The organism is Nocardioides sp. JCM 18998 (genome assembly GCF_055391535.1).
In genome coordinates this window covers 3,479,329-3,496,204 of the sequence record NZ_AP043886.1, presented here as the reverse complement: position 1 = coordinate 3,496,204, position 16,876 = coordinate 3,479,329, and the positions used below count along the sequence as shown (strand labels likewise).

Annotated in this window: 16 protein-coding genes; 1 reads left to right on the top strand and 15 read right to left on the bottom strand. The window is 71.6% G+C overall.

Features of this window, described 5'->3' with window-relative positions; genetic code table 11:
* Window positions 1-254 precede the first annotated feature (254 nt).
* The 14 genes from gcvP to ACZ5L9_RS16420 all read right to left on the bottom strand — a co-directional run bounded on the left by gcvP (window position 255) and on the right by ACZ5L9_RS16420 (window position 13,551).
* Complete coding sequence (gcvP, locus tag ACZ5L9_RS16485; protein WP_464529577.1) at window positions 255-3,095, bottom strand: aminomethyl-transferring glycine dehydrogenase; 2,841 nt, start codon at window positions 3,093-3,095, stop codon at window positions 255-257.
* Window positions 3,096-3,197: 102 nt separating this feature from the next.
* Window positions 3,198-3,797, bottom strand: coding sequence for a MerR family transcriptional regulator (locus ACZ5L9_RS16480; RefSeq protein ID WP_464529573.1), 600 nt, complete (start codon window positions 3,795-3,797; stop codon window positions 3,198-3,200).
* A 193-nt stretch (window positions 3,798-3,990) separates the two neighbouring features.
* Window positions 3,991-4,458 (bottom strand): bifunctional nuclease family protein, encoded by a 468-nt coding sequence (locus ACZ5L9_RS16475; protein ID WP_464529570.1) that lies wholly within the window; start codon window positions 4,456-4,458, stop codon window positions 3,991-3,993.
* Window positions 4,459-4,490: 32 nt separating this feature from the next.
* Window positions 4,491-5,249, bottom strand: a complete 759-nt coding sequence (gene ftsR / locus ACZ5L9_RS16470) for a transcriptional regulator FtsR (RefSeq protein ID WP_464529568.1) — start codon at window positions 5,247-5,249, stop codon at window positions 4,491-4,493.
* A 10-nt stretch (window positions 5,250-5,259) separates the two neighbouring features.
* Entirely contained in the window at window positions 5,260-5,754 is a 495-nt protein-coding gene (locus tag ACZ5L9_RS16465; RefSeq protein ID WP_464529566.1) for an FHA domain-containing protein, read from the bottom strand.
* Between the two features lie 95 nt (window positions 5,755-5,849).
* Entirely contained in the window at window positions 5,850-6,236 is a 387-nt protein-coding gene (gene gcvH / locus ACZ5L9_RS16460; RefSeq protein WP_464536898.1) for a glycine cleavage system protein GcvH, read from the bottom strand.
* 47 nt (window positions 6,237-6,283) lie between these two features.
* On the bottom strand, window positions 6,284-7,018 hold the full coding sequence (locus ACZ5L9_RS16455) for a DUF881 domain-containing protein (protein WP_464529564.1): 735 nt from the start codon (window positions 7,016-7,018) through the stop codon (window positions 6,284-6,286).
* Window positions 7,011-7,343, bottom strand: a complete 333-nt coding sequence (locus ACZ5L9_RS16450) for a small basic family protein (protein ID WP_464529561.1) — start codon at window positions 7,341-7,343, stop codon at window positions 7,011-7,013. Before ACZ5L9_RS16450 ends, ACZ5L9_RS16455 begins: the two co-directional genes overlap by 8 nt.
* A complete protein-coding gene (locus ACZ5L9_RS16445) occupies window positions 7,340-8,215 on the bottom strand; it encodes a DUF881 domain-containing protein (protein ID WP_464529557.1) in 876 nt (291 codons plus the stop codon). The genes ACZ5L9_RS16450 and ACZ5L9_RS16445 overlap by 4 nt, the downstream gene beginning before the upstream one ends.
* Complete coding sequence (locus ACZ5L9_RS16440; RefSeq protein ID WP_464529555.1) at window positions 8,212-8,826, bottom strand: CDP-alcohol phosphatidyltransferase family protein; 615 nt, start codon at window positions 8,824-8,826, stop codon at window positions 8,212-8,214. The genes ACZ5L9_RS16445 and ACZ5L9_RS16440 overlap by 4 nt, the downstream gene beginning before the upstream one ends.
* Before the next feature lie 28 nt (window positions 8,827-8,854).
* Window positions 8,855-9,940 (bottom strand): hemolysin family protein, encoded by a 1,086-nt coding sequence (locus tag ACZ5L9_RS16435; protein ID WP_464529551.1) that lies wholly within the window; start codon window positions 9,938-9,940, stop codon window positions 8,855-8,857.
* Entirely contained in the window at window positions 9,937-11,292 is a 1,356-nt protein-coding gene (locus tag ACZ5L9_RS16430) for a hemolysin family protein (protein ID WP_464529547.1), read from the bottom strand. Before ACZ5L9_RS16430 ends, ACZ5L9_RS16435 begins: the two co-directional genes overlap by 4 nt.
* A gap of 87 nt (window positions 11,293-11,379) precedes the next feature.
* Window positions 11,380-12,171 carry a spermidine synthase gene (locus ACZ5L9_RS16425; RefSeq protein ID WP_464529545.1) on the bottom strand — a complete coding sequence of 264 codons (792 nt, stop codon included), beginning with the start codon at window positions 12,169-12,171 and terminating at the stop codon, window positions 11,380-11,382.
* Between the two features lie 147 nt (window positions 12,172-12,318).
* The gene (locus ACZ5L9_RS16420; protein WP_464529542.1) at window positions 12,319-13,551 is read right to left on the bottom strand and encodes a hypothetical protein; all 1,233 of its coding nucleotides are present in this window, start codon (window positions 13,549-13,551) and stop codon (window positions 12,319-12,321) included.
* 193 nt (window positions 13,552-13,744) lie between these two features.
* On the opposite strand from ACZ5L9_RS16420, the gene ACZ5L9_RS16415 reads away from it, so the two are divergent.
* A complete protein-coding gene (locus ACZ5L9_RS16415) occupies window positions 13,745-15,559 on the top strand; it encodes a S53 family peptidase (RefSeq protein WP_464529538.1) in 1,815 nt (604 codons plus the stop codon).
* Between the two features lie 7 nt (window positions 15,560-15,566).
* Here the strand turns inward: ACZ5L9_RS16415 and ACZ5L9_RS16410 are convergent, their stop codons facing one another.
* The gene (locus ACZ5L9_RS16410) at window positions 15,567-16,766 is read right to left on the bottom strand and encodes a S1C family serine protease (protein ID WP_464529535.1); all 1,200 of its coding nucleotides are present in this window, start codon (window positions 16,764-16,766) and stop codon (window positions 15,567-15,569) included.
* Between the last annotated feature and the right edge of the window lie 110 nt (window positions 16,767-16,876).

Genomic DNA, 16,876 nt, shown 5'->3' with positions numbered 1-16,876 from the left:
CCCTCCCGCACCACCGACTCGGCCCTCCCGCACCACCGAATGCTCACTCTGGTGCCTGAAGGCTGGCTCAGGCACGCCGGAGGTCCAAGTCGACCCTGCCGGAGGGCCAAGCCGCACGTGCCCGAGGGCCAAGTCGAGCGTGCCTCACGGCCGAGTCGAGGGTGCCCTACGGCCGAGTCGAGGGTGTGGGAGGGCCGAGTCGGTCCGCTCGAGCCCTCGGTGCGGAGATCCTGGCCCACTGGCAGACCACCCGATCACTCCGCGAACGCCTCCGGGGGCGGGCAGGCGCAGAAGAGGTTGCGGTCGCCGTAGGCGTTGTCGATGCGTGCCACCGGCGCCCAGTACTTGTCGGGTGTGATCCCGGAGGGGAAGACGGCCTCCTCGCGGGTGTAGGCCCGGTCCCACTCCCCGACCAGGGCCCGCGCGGTGTGCGGGGCGCCGCGGAGCACCGACGTCTCCGGGGTCCACTCCCCCGACGCCACCCGCTCGATCTCGCCGCGGATCGCGATCATCGCGTCGATGAAGCGGTCCAGCTCGGCCAGGTCCTCCGACTCGGTCGGCTCCACCATCAGCGTGCCCGGCACCGGGAACGACATCGTCGGGGCATGGAAGCCGTAGTCGATCAGCCGCTTCGCGACGTCGTCGACGGTGACGCCGGTCGCCTTGGTCAGTGCTCGCAGGTCGAGGATGCACTCGTGCGCGACCAGCCCCGAGTCGCCGCGATAGAGCACCGGGAAGTGCTCCCCGAGCCGTGCGGCGACGTAGTTGGCCGACAGCACCGCGATCGCCGTCGCGCGGGTCAGCCCCGCGGCACCCATCAGCCGGATGTACGCCCACGAGATCGGCAGGATGCCCGCCGAGCCGTACGGCGCCGCCGAGATCGGACCGATGCCGGCGCGCTTCGTCGGGTCGGGGTGCATGCCGTGCGAGGGCAGGTACGGCGCCAGGTGCGCGCGTACGGCCACCGGGCCGACGCCCGGTCCGCCGCCGCCGTGCGGGATGCAGAAGGTCTTGTGCAGGTTGAGGTGCGAGACGTCGCCGCCGAACTCCCCCGGCCTGGCGTAGCCGAGCAGCGCATTGAGGTTGGCACCGTCGATGTAGACCTGGCCGCCGTGCGCGTGCACGATCTCGCACAGCTCTGTGATGCCCTCCTCATAGACGCCGTGCGTGGAGGGGTAGGTGACCATGATCGCGGCCAGGTCCTCGGAGTGCGCGTCGCACTGCGTACGCAGGTCATCGAGGTCGACCGTGCCGTCCGCGTGGGACTTCACCACCACGACCCGCATCCCGGCCATCACCGCCGAGGCGGCGTTGGTGCCGTGCGCGGAGGCGGGCATCAGGCACACGTCGCGGGTGTTGGTCACGCCGTTCGCCCGGGCATGGGCATCGTGGTAGCCGCGGATCGCGAGCAGGCCGGCCAGCTCGCCCTGCGAGCCGGCGTTCGGCTGGATGGAGACCCGGTCGTAGCCGGTCATCTCGGCGAGCCAGCCCTCCAGCTCCTCCACCAGCCGCCGGTAGCCGGCCGCGTCCTCGGCGGGCACGAACGGGTGCAGGTCGGCGAAGCCCGGCAGCGAGATCGGCTCCATCTCGGTGGTGGCGTTGAGCTTCATCGTGCACGAGCCGAGCGGGATCATCCCCCGATCGAGCGCGTAGTCGCGCCCGGCCAGCCGCGCCAGGTAGCGCAGCATCTGGGTCTCGCTATGGTGCGCGGAGAAGACCTCGTGGGTGAGGTACGGGGTCGTCCGGGCCAGCTCGCGCGGCAGCGCTTCGACCGGGTCGACCGCGGCCGGCGTGATGCCGAACGCGTCGTGCAGCGCCCGCAGCGTCGCCACCGTCGAGGTCTCCGAGAAGGACAGCCCGACACGGTTCTCGTCGACGACCCGCAGGTGGAGGCCCACCCGACGGGCCCGGTCGGCGACCTCGACAGCACGGCCCGGCACAGCGACGACGAACGTGTCGAAGAACCGTTCCGTCTCGACCGCGAGCCCCGCCGCGCTCAGGGACGCCGCGGCACGGGCCGCGAGGTCGTGCGTACGACGTGCGATCTCGGCCAGCCCGTGCGGACCGTGGTAAACCGCGTACATCGAGGCCGTCACCGCGAGCAGGACCTGGGCCGTGCAGATGTTCGAGGTCGCCTTGTCACGGCGGATGTGCTGCTCACGGGTCTGGAGCGCGAGCCGGTACGCCGGGCGTCCCTCCGCGTCGATCGACACCCCGACGAGCCGCCCCGGCATCGCACGCTCGAGGCCGGCCGAGACCGCCATGAAGCCTGCATGCGGTCCGCCGTAGAAGAGCGGGACGCCGAACCGCTGGGCGGACCCGATCACGACATCGGCACCCATCGCGCCCGGCGCCTCGAGCATGGTCAGCGCAAGCAGGTCGGCGGCGACCACGGCCAGGGCGCCGCGCTCGTGCGCCGCCTCGATCAGTGGGCGCGGATCCCGGACCGCGCCCGAGGCGCCGGGGTATTGGATGAGCACGCCGGACACCTCCCCCTCGGGCAGGGTGCCGGACGCGAGGTCGGCGACGATGACCGGGATGCCCATCGCCTCGGCCCGCGTGCGGATGACGTCGATCGACTGTGGCAGCGCGTCGGCGTCGACCACGAAGGCCCCAGCGCTTCCCTTGCGGGCGCGCCGCACCAGCGTCATCGCCTCGGCGGCCGCGGTGCCCTCGTCGAGCAGCGACGCGTTGGCGGTCGGGAGCCCGGCTAGATCGCCGACCAGGGTCTGGAAGTTGAGCAGCGCCTCGAGCCGGCCCTGGGAGATCTCCGGCTGGTACGGCGTGTACGCGGTGTACCAGCTCGGGTCCTCGAGCAGGTTGCGTCGGATCACCGGCGGCGTGATGGTGCCGTGGTAACCGAGCCCGATCATCGCCTCGCCGGGCCGGTTCGACGCGGCGATCTCCCGTGCCAGCGCTGCCACCTGGGTCTCGCTGAGCGGAGCCGGCAGATCCAGCGCGGCGGCGCTGCGGATGCCGGCCGGCACCGCGGCGGACATCAGCGCGTCGAGCGAGTCGAAGCCGAGTCGCTCGAGCATCACCGCCGCGTCCTCGTCCCGGATTCCGATGTGGCGGTCGACGAAACGCTCGGACACAGACACTCCCCTATGGATCGTTGGCACCCTCAGGCTAAATCAGATCCGGCTCCGGACCGTCGCGTGACGGGCCGGAGCCGGATCAAAGTTCAGGAGGTGCGCCTAGCCTGCGCTGCGAGCAGCGCGGCGCGCCGCGAGCTCGTCGCCCGCGACCGGAGCCGCGTCGTCCTCACCGGCGCGCTCGCTCGGCAGCTCGGAGAGGCTGCCCTCGATCTCGCGCCAGACCCCGCCGATCGCGATACCGAAGACTCCCTGGCCACCCTGGAGGAGATCGATGACCTCGTCGCTGCTGGTGCACTCGTAGACGGACGCGCCGTCGCTCATCAGCGTGACGCGGGTCAGGTCCTCGGTGCCACGCTCGCGCAGGTGGGTGACGGCCGTACGGATCTGCTGGAGCGAGATGCCCGCGTCCAGGAGCCGCTTGATGATCTTGAGGATCAGGATGTCGCGGAAGCTGTAGAGCCGCTGCGATCCGCTGCCGGTGGCGCTGCGCACGCTCGGCTCGATCAGGCCGGTACGCGCCCAGTAGTCGAGTTGCCGGTAGGTGATGCCGGCGGCGTTGCATGCGGTGGGGCCGCGGTATCCGAGATCGCTCGGCAGCGGGGAGACATCATCGGCGAAGAGCAGTCCCTGCTCCTCCGCCTGCTCCGCAGCCAGGACTGCCTCGGCGCTGAGGCCTGGCTCCTGCTCGTGCTCGTTCACGCGATCCTCCGTGGTCTACTCCGGTGAGCGTAACCCCAAACGGGGAAGCCGCCGCGATCTGTGGACCACAGCGGTGGAGTTACACCGGAGACACTTCAAGGTAGGACCACAGCAGGCCCGGGTCAAAGACTCTCCCGGCGTGTCGCAACCCTCAACCTCAACCTGAGGGTCACAGCAGGCGCACGGCCTCGGGTCAGAGCGCCTCGAAGTCGTCGGGCGTGACCTGATCGAGGAACTCGCGGAACCGCTCGACCTCGTCCTCCTGCTCCGCCGGCACGGCGACACCGGCCTCGTCGAGCACCTCGTCGGCGACCACGATCCGGGTCCCGGTGCGCAGCGCCAGGGCGATCGAGTCGGACGGCCGGGCCGAGACCTCGACGCCGGAGCCGAAGACGAGCGTCGCGAAGAAGACGTTGTCCTTGACGTCGACGATCCTCACCTCGGTGAGCTCGTTGCCGGTCGCCTCGAGGATGTCCTTGACCAGGTCGTGGGTCAACGGCCGCGGTGGCACCACGCCCTGCTGGGCGAACGCGATCGCCGTCGCCTCCACCGCTCCGATCCAGATCGGCAGGTAGCGCTCGCCGGTCACCTCCCGCAGGAGCACCAGCGGCTGGTTCGACGGCATCTCGACACGGACACCCAGGACGTCTACCTCACGCACGTGTTCCACCCTACCCGCTGGATCGCGAGCGCTCAGGGGCGCTTCAGGCCGGCCTTGACCAGGGTCGCGTGCAGCTTCACGGAGAGCGCCGCGACCTCGGCCGCGGTCTCCTCGGCACGGGCACGCGCGGCCGGGTCGTTGGTCCGCATCTGGGGGGCCACGATCTGCTGGACCAGCCCGACCTCGCGGTCGGCGGCGGCCTTCATGCCGCGCAGGTGACGCGGCTCGATGCCGAACTCGGCGAGCTCCTTCGCGGTCTGCGCGATCACCAGGGCGTCGGTGTCGTAGTAGCCGCGGACCGCCGTGATCAGCCGCGCGTCCTCGAGCTCACGGAGCAGCTCGTCGCTGACCTCGGCGATCTTGACCAGCTCCTTGCGCGAGAGACGGAGGTTGTCGGTACGGCGGAACGAGTCGGCGCTCGGCGTGCCGTCCGAGGCGAGCGGGACCGTCGGGACGGTCGGGACCACCGGCGCGGCCTCCGGCGGCTCGAGGCCGCGGTCCATCGCGTCGAGGTGCTCGGCGATGACCTTCTTCGGCAGGTAGTGATCGCGCTGCATCCGCAGCACGTAGCGGATCCGCTCCACGTCGGCGTGGGAGAACTTGCGATAGCCGCTGGCGGTGCGGTGCGGGGTGATCAGGCCGTCCTGCTCGAGCAGCCGGATCTTGGGGATGCTGATCAGCCCCGGGAAGTCGCCGCGGAGCAGGTCGAGCACCTGTCCGATGTTGAGCAGCTCGGCACCGTCGTGCGACTCCTCGAGAGAGCGCTCGACGGCACGGTTCTCAGCAGTCACGCCGACAGCCTCAGCGCTCGCCGTGACCGGCGTAGAAGACCAGCCGGTACTTGCCGATCTGGACCTCGTCGCCATCGTTGAGGGTGACCTTGTCGATCCGGTCGCGGTTCACGTAGGTGCCGTTGAGGCTGCCCACGTCGGCGACGGTGTAGCCGTCACCCGAGCGCTGGAACTCGGCGTGCCGGCGCGAGACCGTCACGTCGTCGAGGAAGATGTCGCTCTCGGGGTGACGACCGGAGCGGACCAGGTCCCGGTCGAGCAGGAAGCGGCTCCCCGAGCCCGGGCCGCGCTGCACCACGAGGAGCGCGCTACCCGAGGGGAGTCCGTCGACCGCGGCGGCATCGACGGGGCTCAACGCCCGGTCGGAGGTGTCCGTACGGGGATCGACGATCTGGATCGTCGAGGTGGTGTCCGACGAGGCCGCGGCGGCGACCAGCGCGGAACCGCACTGGGAGCAGAACCGCGCGTCGGCGGAGTTCTCGTGGCCACAGGCGGGGCAGTTCATCGGGGTAATCCTCTCGTCTGACCCTCAACCGGATGGTGAGGGTGACGTCATCCCGAACCTATCAGGTTCGGCCACGTCGGTTCAGGCCCGGACGGTCAGGCCTGGAGGGTCGCCTCGTAGGCGGCCGCATCGAGCAGCCCGTCGAGCTCCGCGGGTGCCGACGGGACGATCTCGAAGAGCCAGCCGGACCCGTACGGATCGTCGTTGGCCAGGCCCGGCGTGGCGTCCAGGCCACCGTTCACCGCGACCACCTCGCCGGAGAGCGGGGCGTAGACGTCGCTGACCGACTTATGGGACTCGAGCTCTCCGCAGGCGCCTCCGGCGGCGACCTGGGTGCCGACGTCGGGCAGCTGCGCGTACACGATGTCGCCGAGCGCCTCCTGGGCGAAGTGCGTGATCCCGACCCGGACGGATCCGGCGTGCTCGCCGGGGCTGCGCACCCACTCGTGCTCGCTGGTGTACTTGAGCTCCTGCGGGTACAGCGTCACGACGCACTCCTCGTGATCGGCAACGATCGGTCGCTGCGACCCTACTGCGTGGGGCGGACCGCCGACAGGTTCAGGGTGTTGCGCTCGGTGACCGTGACCTCGGCGCCGTCGTCACCGAACTCGTCCTGCGGACCGTTCGCGAAGGTGACGGCGCCGGCGAGCGTGGACGGGTCGCCGATCGCCTCCACCGTGTACGGCGGAGTGAGCAGCTGGTGATCGACGAAGAGCCCGTCCGGGCCCTGCTCGAACGACGAGCTGGCGATGAGCCGGACCTTGCCGTTGACCTGGATCGCTTCAGCACCCGCCGAGCGCAGCTCCTCGACCAGGTCGAGGAAGGAGTCGACGTTCGCCTCGCCGGTCTTCTCGGTGATGACCACCCGGATGCCGGGTCCGGTGACCGGCACCTGGCCCGCCATGATCTTGAGGACGTCGACCTGGCTCTGGGCCTGGTCGAGCGCCGCCTGGCGCTGCTGGGTGTCGGAGGTCAGCCGGTTGCGGGTGTCCTGCAGCCGGGAGAGCTCGTCCTGCGCACGCTGGGTGGTGCCGGCCAGACCATTGAGGACGTCGATGAGGTCCTGCTCGCGGTAGCCGGCGTAGGTGGCGTCGTGGTCGTTGCTGTTGACCTGGGTCACGGCGCCGAAGCCGAGGATCGCGAGCAGCACCGCCACGACCGCCTGGCCGCGACCGCCGCGCACGTGGGTGAGCGCGTCGAGCAGGCGCCGTCCCCCGGTGGGCTCGGCGTCCTCGGTGGCGAGGTGGCTGTGCTGCTCAGGCATGGAAGATGTGCCTTCGGATGGCCGCCACGTTGGAGAAGATGCGGATGCCGAGGACGACGATGACGCCGGTCGACAGCTGTCCCCCGACGCCCAGCTTGTCGCCCATCCAGACGATGCCGGCGGCGATGACGACGTTGCTGACGAACGAGACCACGAAGACCTTGTCGTCGAAGATGCCGTCGAGGAACGCGCGCAGCGCGCCGAAGACGGCGTCCAAGGCCGCGACGACGGCGATCGGGAGGTACGGCTCGAGGCCGACCGGCACGTCGGGGCGGAAGATCAGCCCGAGCACCACTCCGACCACCAGGCCCAGCGCTGCGATCACGGCGTCTCCTTCTCGGTCATCGCACCATGATCGGTGCTGGCGTGCCGCAGGACCAACATGGAGGCCGGCGCGGCGGGCAGGGAGAGGGACTGGGCGTTCTCCATGTCGAACGGCATCCCGAGCTGACGGGTGAGGCTCTCCAGCCGGATCCCCGAGGTGGTCTGGGCGAACTTCGCCTGCATCGTGTCGGTGTCGCCGAGGGCGAGGACCGTGTACGGCGGCGAGAGCGAGACGTCGTTGATCCGCACCACCGGACCGGAGTTGCGCAGTGCGCTGAGCGTGGTGACCCGCTGCCCGTTGACGCTGACGGCGGTCGCGCCGGCCTGCCACAGTCCGTTGACCAGGCCGGCCAGGTCGGAGTCGCGGACGGCTCCGCTCGCGTTGCCGTTCGGAGCGTCATCGAGCCGGGCACGGACGCCGTCGCCGCTGACCTCGGCCCAGCCGGTCTCGGCGGCGAGCGTGCGACGCGTCGCGTTGACCGTGTTGAGCGAGCGGCCGAGCTCGGCGTACATGGCCTCGAGCCGGGTGGTGCTGGCACGGAGCAGGGCGATCCGTCGCTGCTGGTCGGCGACCTGCGCGTGCCGGGCGTTGATCCGCTCGATGAGCTGCTCGCGGCTCTCGTTGTCCACCGAGGAGTTGCGCGAGGTCTGCACCGCGGCGACCGTGACCAGCAGACCGAAGAGCAGGACGGCCGCGATGGTGGTGCCGCTGCGTACGCTCCGTCGCGCGGGTCGTGCGTCCCCGCGCTGGGCGCGCTGCTCGGCGACGTGCCGGTAGTCCTCGTCGAGCGACTGGCGGGTGATCTGGTCGAGCAGCGGCACCGCCCGCAGCTGTGCGCTGCTCGGGCCGCCGGGCGTGGTCTGCTGGCTCACGCGGGGCCTCCGCGGGAGCGCAGCGGCGGTACGGTCCGGAGCAGCTGGCGGGTCTGCAGCGCGTACAGGACCCCGGCCCACCAGTAGAGCCCGATGCCCCAGATCGCGAACGACCAGCCGAGCACCCGGCACAGCATGGCCAGCACACCGTCGCCGTCGGCGAGCAGGAGCAGCGGGAAGGCGTAAAGCAGGTTGAAGGTCGCGGCCTTGCCCAGGAAGTGGACCGGCAGCGCGGTGTAGCCGCGGCTGCGCAGGAACGGGATCAGGCCCCACATCAGGACGTCGCGCAGCGGCAGCAGCACCGCGACCCACCACGGGACGATGTGCCGCAGCGCGAGGCCGAGGACGACGGCGAAGATGTAGAGCCGATCAGCGAGCGGGTCGAGGAACTCCCCGATCCGGGAGTACTGCCCCAGCCGGCGCGCCAGGTAGCCGTCGAGCCAGTCGGTCGCCCCCGAGACCACCAGCACCGCGAAGGCGGCACCGTCCAGCTCCGGGCCCAGAACGAGCCACAGGAAGAGCCCGATCCCGGCCAGGCGCAGCACGCTGATCGCGTTGGGGATGGTCCACACGCGATCGGGCCGTACGGCGAGGGTGCTGCTGTCCTGCACGTCGCTCACTGTAAAGGAGCGCACGCCCCTAGGAGGCGCCGACCTCGTCGGCGTGGGCAGCGTCTCGGATCTCACCCACCAGCTCCTCGATGACGTCCTCGAGGGTGACCAGGCCGAGCGTGACGCCCTGCTGGTCGACCACCCGTGCCATGTGCGATCCGCGGCGCTGCAGGGTCTCGAGGGCGTCGTGCAGCGGGTCCTCGGGGGTGACGGTGGCGAACGGGCGGATCCACTTGTCGTCGACCGGTCGCTGGCGGCGGGCCTCGTCGGGCTCGAGCACGTCCTTGATGTGCAGGTAGCCGATCAGGTCCGGCGCCGCGGTCGGCTCCGCGCCCGCCTCCGAGGTCGCGGCGGCCACCGGGAACCGACTGAAGCCGGTGCTGGCGCAGAGCGCCTCGACGTCCGCGCCGGAGGAGCCGCGCTGCACGGTGGTCAGCGAGACGGTCGGGAGCAGCACGTCGGCCACCGTCTTCTCGGTGAACCCGAGCGCACCGGCCAGCCGGTCGTACTCGTCCTGGCGGAGGAGGCCCTCGCCGCGGCTCTCCTCCACCATCGCCGCGACCTCCTCGCGGGTGTACGCGGAGACGACCTCCTGCGCCGGCTCGACGCGGATCAGCCGCAGCGTGCCGCGCGCGATCGCGTCCAGCACCACGATGAGCGGGCGCAGCACGCGGACCACCGCGTACATCGCCGGCGCCAGGATGAGGACGGCCCGCTCCGGCAGGGCGAGGGTGATGTTCTTGGGGACCATCTCCCCCAGCACGACGTGCAGGAACGCGACCAGCGACAGCGCGATCACGAACGCGATCGGGTGGGTGAGTCCCTCGGGCACGTGGACGGCCTCCAGCGCCGGCGCGATGACGTGCGCGACCGCCGGCTCGGCGACGGCGCCGAGGATGACCGAGGAGACGGTGACGCCCAGCTGGATGCCGGCGATCATCGAGGAGACGTCCTCCATCGCGGTGAGCGTGCGCCGGGCGAGCCGCGAGCCCTCCTGGGCCTGCGGCTCGATCTGGCTGCGCCGCGCCGAGACGAGTGCGAACTCGGTGGCGACGAAGAACGCGTTGAGCGCCAGCAGGACGAAGGTCAGGACCAGGGCGACAGGGGTGCTCATGCCCGCCCCTCCCCGGTGACACGAAGCGAGACCCGGTCGACCCGCAGGCCGTCCATGTGCTCCACGGTGAGGGTGGCGGTCTGGGCGGTGCGCTCGTCGGGGTCGTCGGCACCGATCGGGCCGCGTACGACGACGGACGCGGCGTCGCCGCGCTGCGGGATCCGGCCCAACAGCCGGAGCACGAGACCCGCGACGGTGTCGTACTCCTCGCCCTCGGGAAGGGCGATCCCGGTGAGGTCCTCGACCTCGTCGGGGCGTAGCAGGCCGGAGATCGACCAGGAGCCGTCGCGGCGCAGCCGGGCGCGGGCGCCGTGGGTGTCGTGCTCGTCGGCGATGTCGCCGACGATCTCCTCGATCACGTCCTCGAGGGTGACGATGCCGGCCTGGTCGCCGTACTCGTCGAGGACGACGGCCATCTGGAAGCTCTCCTTGCGCAGCAGCTCCAGCAGCGGATCGAGGCGCAGCGAGTCAGGCACCAGGATGGGCTTGGCCATCAGGTGCTTGACCCGGGTCGTGGCGCGCTCGTGCACGGGGAGCGCGACGGCGGCCTTCACGTGGACGGTGCCGACGACGGCCTCGCTCTCGTCGAGGACCGGGAAGCGGGAGTGACCGGTGCGCCGGGCCAGCTCGATCACGGCCTGGGCGCGCTCGCCGTCGTCGAGGCTGTGCTGCCGCACCCGGGGCGTCATGATCTCGCCGGCCGACCGGGTGCCGAACTCGACCGAGCGCTCCATCAGCTCGGCGGTGTCGGCGTCGAGGGTGCCCTCGTCGGCGGAGCGCTGGATCAGCGAGGCGAGCTCGCTGGAGCTGCGCGCCGAGCGGAGCTCCTCCTGGGGCTCGATCCCGACGCGTCGTACGAGCGCGTTCGCGGTGCCGTTCAGCAGCCGGATCGGACCGACCATGACGGTGGTGAAGATCCGCAGGAGGCGCTGGGTCGCCTTCGCGGTCCCCATCGGGAGCGCGAGCGCGATGTTCTTGGGGACCAGCTCGCCGAAGACCATGGTGACGATGGTCGAGAACGTCAGACCGACCGCGACGGCGATCGGCCCGATGGCGCTCTCGCTGACCCCGATCGAGCGCAGCGGCGAGTCGATCAGGCCCGAGACCGCGGGCTCGGCGAGCCAGCCGATGCCGAGGTTGGTGATGGTGATGCCGAGCTGAGCGCCGGAGAGCTGGTGCGAGAGCGTGCGCAGAGCGTGCTGCACACCGCTCGCGGAGTCGTCACCGGCGGAGACCGCCTGGTCGACGGCGGTGCGGTCGACGGTGACGAGGGAGAACTCGGCGGCGACGAAGAAGCCGCAGGCCGCGACGAGCAGCAGCGCCAGGGCGAGGAGCAGGAGCGAGGTCAGCACGAGGTCCGACCTCGCTGATGTTGGCCGTCCATGATGGCGCCGACTCTAGCGGCTCGACCGGCACCGGCCCCAGCCATGATCGCGCCCTCAGCGCCGGCGCTCGGGCGACGGGCCCGCCTCGGCGTCCGACTCCTCGAAGGGCGTGCCGCCGCCCAGGGTGTCGCTGGTGGCGGCCCCGTCGAGCACCCGGTACGGCGCACCCGAGCGTGCGGCCGCCTCCGACAGCGCGGCGGCGATCCCCTGCCCGGGAACGCGACCGGCGACGACGACCAGGTTGCCCTGCCGGCGGCCCCGCAGGGTGGCCGGCTCGGCGGTGACCACGAGCTCGGGCAGGTGGGCGCGGATCCCGGCGATGACCCGCCGGGCGTGCCGGAACGGTGCGTCATCGACGAGGTTGACGATCAGGCGGCCCTCCGGCACCAGCACCCGGGCGACCTCCTGCCAGAACGGGACGGGCGTGAGGTCGGCCGGCATCCGGCCCTCGGCGAAGGCATCGACGACGACCATGTCCATCGCGGCGTCGCGCACCGCCCCGATGCCGGCGCGCCCGTCGGTGATGCGGACCTTGATGCCGCTGCGCTGTGGCAGCGGCAGCTCCGCGCGGACCTGCTCGACGAGGCCGCCGTCCGGCTCGAGGACGACCTGGGCCGAGCGCGGCCGGGTCGCCGCGACGTAGCGCGGCAGGGTGAGTGCCGCTCCCCCGACGTGCAGCAGCCGCAGCGGCGTGCCGGCTGGGGCGTGCGCGTCGATGACGTCGCCGATGCGCCGGACGTACTCGAAGGCGAGCCGGGTCGGCTCGGCCAGGTCGACCAGCGACTGGTCCATCCCGTCGAGCCGCAGCAGGAAGGCGTCGGGACGGTCCGCGGGCAGGATCTCCACGCCCGGATCCTCCCAGAGATCGGCCCCATATCTCCCGCGGCCGCCCGCCCCCGAGATACGGACGGCCACGGGCCAGTCAGGTCGGGCGCAAGGTGCTGTGCCCGACCTGTCTTTACCCCGTGGCGGTGCTCCCAAACGTCGGGAGTGTCAGTCGTCCGGATCGAGCGAAGCGGCCAGGTTGGCGAGACCGGCGTAGTCGGCGACCTGCTCGGGCCGCGGCAGCGGCGTGCCGTCGGTGCTCACGACCCGGACGTCGCTGGTCCGTGGCTTGCGGCCGAGCTCCTCCTGGAGGTCGCGCTCCTCGCGCTCGGCCAGGATCACCTCGAGCGCCTCGACCTCGGCGCGCATCCGCAGGATGCGCTCGTACGCCGGGTGCTCGCGCACCCGGCTACCGCCCTCGGCGGCGTACTCCACCAGCGCGTCGACCATCTGCTCGGCGGCCGGCAGCAGATCGCTGACGCCGCGCAGCACGTCGAGCGGCGCGTCGTTGCGGACCAGCCGGCGCGGCGCGTCGCGGACGATCTCGTACGCGTCGGCGATGTCGTGGCGCACCGTGCGCCCGCGCGGCCGGAGCCGTTCGTAGTGCACCTCGGCCCGCAGCAGGATGCCGAACGCGGCGGCGAGCAGGCAGACGGTGATCATCACGATGAGCAGCTGGTGGCCGGTCGGGTCGGCCGGGTCACCGTGCAGGCGGGTGGCCAGGACGACGGCGGCCGCGGCGCTGACGAGCGTCGCGACGAAGGTCAGGGTCGGCACCCAGACGGCGGCGCGCTTCTCCACGATCACAGCGGTCGCGGACTCGCCGGGGGTGAAGACCGCTCGGGTCAGGTGGTGCGCGTAGCGGGCGCGGCGCACGCGCTCCTCGACGAGCTCGTCGAAGCGGGTGCGCTGGGCGAGCACCGCCTCCGACTCCGCCTCGTCGTCCGCGGCGTCCTCGTCGGACTCCTCGTCCCCGAGCGCCTCGGGGTCCTCGTCCTCGGCGTCGGAGGCCAGGTCGTCGAGGTCCAGGTCGAGGTCGTCGAGCGACAGCTCGTCGCCAGCGTCGGACCCCGCCTGCGGATCGCGCTCCGCCGACTCCTGCCCGGGCTCGCCCGCCAACGGCTCGACGGTCGTGTCGGCGCGCTCGAACGGCGGCTCGCTGCGCTGCGGGGGCACGTTGCGCAGGAGCTCGCGCAGCGCGGTGGTGAGCGCGGCGTCGTCGCGGGTGACCGCCTCGGCCACGACCTCCGAGGAGGTCGGGGCGCCCGGGGTGGCGGGAGCGTCCGGGACCACCGGGGCGATGCTCGCGGCCGCACCGGCGGCGGGGACCGGATCAGCCCAGAACGGTGACGGCACGAAGCCGTTCGCCGGGAGCTGATGCTCCGACGTCGAATCGCTCACGCGTCCCTCCCCCGCTCATGAATGTCTCCCGTCGATCGGCAGGCCGACCGGATATCCCAGTAGTTCTCCCGTATATGCCCCGAACGAATCATTTCCCGAGCCACCCGGTCACATCAGGACCCTAGGGGCCGATGGGCATCTCAGCACACCAGATCCGCCATACAGCAGAACCTGCCTAGACAGATCGCAGCCCATGAAGAGTCGCTCCCTCCCCATCCTGGCGCTGCTGTCGACGATCCTCACCACGGTCGGCCTTCTGGCCGCTCCCTCCGTAGCCGTCGCCGACAGCTCCCTCGCCGAGCCCGCTCTCGCCCCGGTCACCGCCACCGCGTGTCCCGCCCGACCGGCTCCCGGTGAGGTCACCTGCCTGGCCCGGAGTCGGCCCGTCAGCGACGCGGTGGTCCAGCGCGTCACGCAGCAGAGCGTGACCGCCGACGAGGAGACCGTGACGCCCCTGGCCGGACGCAACCAGAGCGACAGCTACACCCCGAGCGATCTGGCGAGCCTGTACCGGATCCCATCCGACCTCGAGCCGACCGACACGATCGGCATCGTCGACGTCGGGAGCGACCCGAACACCCAGAAGCAGATGACGTACTTCCGCACCAACTTCCGGCTGCCGGCGTGCACCACCGCCAACGGTTGCTTCCGCGAGGTCGGCCAGGACGGCTCCAGCAGGCTGCCGGCGACCAACAGTGACTGGGTCACCGAGATCGCCATCGACGTCCAGGCGGTCACCGCGATCTGCCCGACGTGCCACATCCTGCTCGTCGACGCGAACACCGCCGGGATCACCGACATGGCCAAGGCGGCGCTGACGGCCACCCGGCTGGGCGCCACCTACGTCTCGCTCTCGTACGGATCGCCCGAGTCCACCTCGTCGGCCTCGCTGCGCAACACCTACTACAGCAACCCCAACGTCACCTATGTCGCCGCGGCCGGCGACAGCGGCTACAGCGGCGGGGCGCTCTTCCCGGCCAGCGCGACCAATGTGGTCGCTGCCGGCGGCACCAGCGTGAAGCTGGTCAACGGCGTGTGGCAGCAGACCGCCTGGTCGGGAGCCGGCTCCGGTTGCTCGTCGCTGCAGTCGATCACCGTGCCTCAGGCCGAGCAGCAGCTCAGCAGCGTGTGCCGCGGCAAGCGGGTCGTCTCCGACATCTCCGCCCTCGCCGATCCCGACACCGGGATGCTCTTCTGGCGCGGCGGCCACTGGTGGAACGCGGGCGGCACCTCGCTGGCGGCCCCGATCCTGACGGCGCTCTACGCCCTCGCCGGCAACCACACCTCGCCGATGTCGATCTACAACGCGACCGACCAGCTGGTCGACGTCACCCAGGGCTCGACCGGCTCCTGCTCCCCCGCTTCGCTGTGCAGCGCGGGCCGCGGATGGGACGGGCCCACCGGCCTCGGGACTCCCGCGGGACCGGCCGCGCTCGCCGCCGACGGCACCACGGTGCCGACCTACAGCACCTCCACCGCCGGGAGCCTGGCCGGCGGCACCGGCTACCCGCTGAAGCTCGCGTACCACCTCGGCGACACGGTCACCGGGATGGGCGTGCGCTCGGTGCCGGTCGCCCTCCAGCGGCGCCGTGCCAACGGCAGCTACGGCACGATCCGCAACGCGCGTACGGACAGCGGCGGAAACGTCGTCTTCACCGATGCGCCCACGGCGGCGTCGAGCTATCGCGTCGTCTTCGGTGGCAACGGCAACGAGAATCCCTCGATGTCCAACACCCTGACGGTCTCGCGCTTCCTGCCCACGGTGGTGCTCCGTCAACGGCACGGCATGCTCAGCGCCTCGGTGCGCGCGCCGTGGGGCAGTGTCGCCCGTTCGGTGCCGGTCCACCTGCAGCAGCGTCGCGGCCGCTGGTGGGTCTCCATCCGCAGCACCCGGACCAACAGCAAGGGCGTCGTGTCGCTGCCGGTCACGGCCGGCGCGACCTACCGCGTCCGGTACGGCGGCGGCGGGTGGCAGACCGGCTACACCAAGTCCGTCCGGGCGCGCTGAGCCCCGGTCAGCCGATCGGGGCGGTGCCGAGCGTGACCGTCGCGCTGTGCGTGGTGCCCGCATCGTCGGTCCAGCCGACCGTGACCCGGTCACCGGGCTGGTAGGAGGACAGGGCCTTCGTCAGCGCGGTGAAGGTCGCGACCGAGGAGCCACCCACCGAGGTGATCGTGTCGCCGGCGCCGATCCCCGCCCCGTCGGCGGCGCCGCCGGAGACCACGCCGGAGACCACCGGGGTGGTGCTCGTGGTGGCGACCTGCACACCGAGCGCGGCGCGGTTGCCGATGGTGATCGTGGTGCTGGCCTGGCCGGCGAGGATCTTCTGCTCGATCCGCAGGACCCGCGAGATCGGGATGGCGTAGCCGGTGACGTCGGCGGTGCCGGAGGAGGCCGCGACGTTCATCCCGACGACCTCGTCGTCGGCATCGAGCAGGGCACCGCCGGAGTCGCCGGAGACCACGTCGGAGGAGACCTCGATCAGGTTCTTCAGGTGCTCGGTGGTGCCGTCGTCACCGCTGACGTCGATGGTGGTCCGGCGCCGCAGCACCGCGCCGTCCGCAGCGGTCAGCGCGCCCGCGCCCTCGGCGTTGCCCACCGCGGTGACCGACGCGCCGGTGCTCACCGTCGGGTCGGTGGTGACGGTGCCCAGCCCACTCGCGTCCTGGAGCTTCAGCACGGCGACGTCGCGCGAGGTGCTGTACCCGACGACCGTTGCCTTGTACTTCTTGCCGGTGCTCGGCACCGTGACGGTGATCGAGGTGGCGCCGGCGACGACGTGGTGGTTGGTCACGACGGTGCCGTCGGAGGTCAGGACCAGGCCGGTGCCGGCCGCCTCACCCTCGTCGTAGTCGAGCACGGTGTCGATGAGCACCACGCCCGTCGACTGGTCGGTCGTCGCGGCGGTCGCGTCCTGCGTCGTGCTCGTCGTCGCCCCGGCGTCCCCGCCGAGTCCGCCCTGGTAGAGGTCGCCGTACCCGGCGCCACCGAGGTCGCCGAACACGGAGCCGTACGACGAGCCACCCAAGGCACCGAACGCTCCGAGCCCGAACGGGTCGTACGACCGGGCGTCGACGGTGGCCGCGACGGCGGGGGCGGCCACCGGGACCGTGAGCAGCGGCAGGGCGAGCGCGGCCGCCACGAGCGCACGCGAGCGCCTCCGGCGGACGGGACCCGCGGTGGTGTGGGCGGCGGGGTTGGACTGACCGGGCATCGGGATCTCCTGGCGGTGAGGGGCGTTGTCACCAGCCTGGGCCGCCCGGCTGAGGGGCAGCGAAGAGCACCACAGCAGAACGTCTGAGAATTCGTCGCTCGCGAACAGCC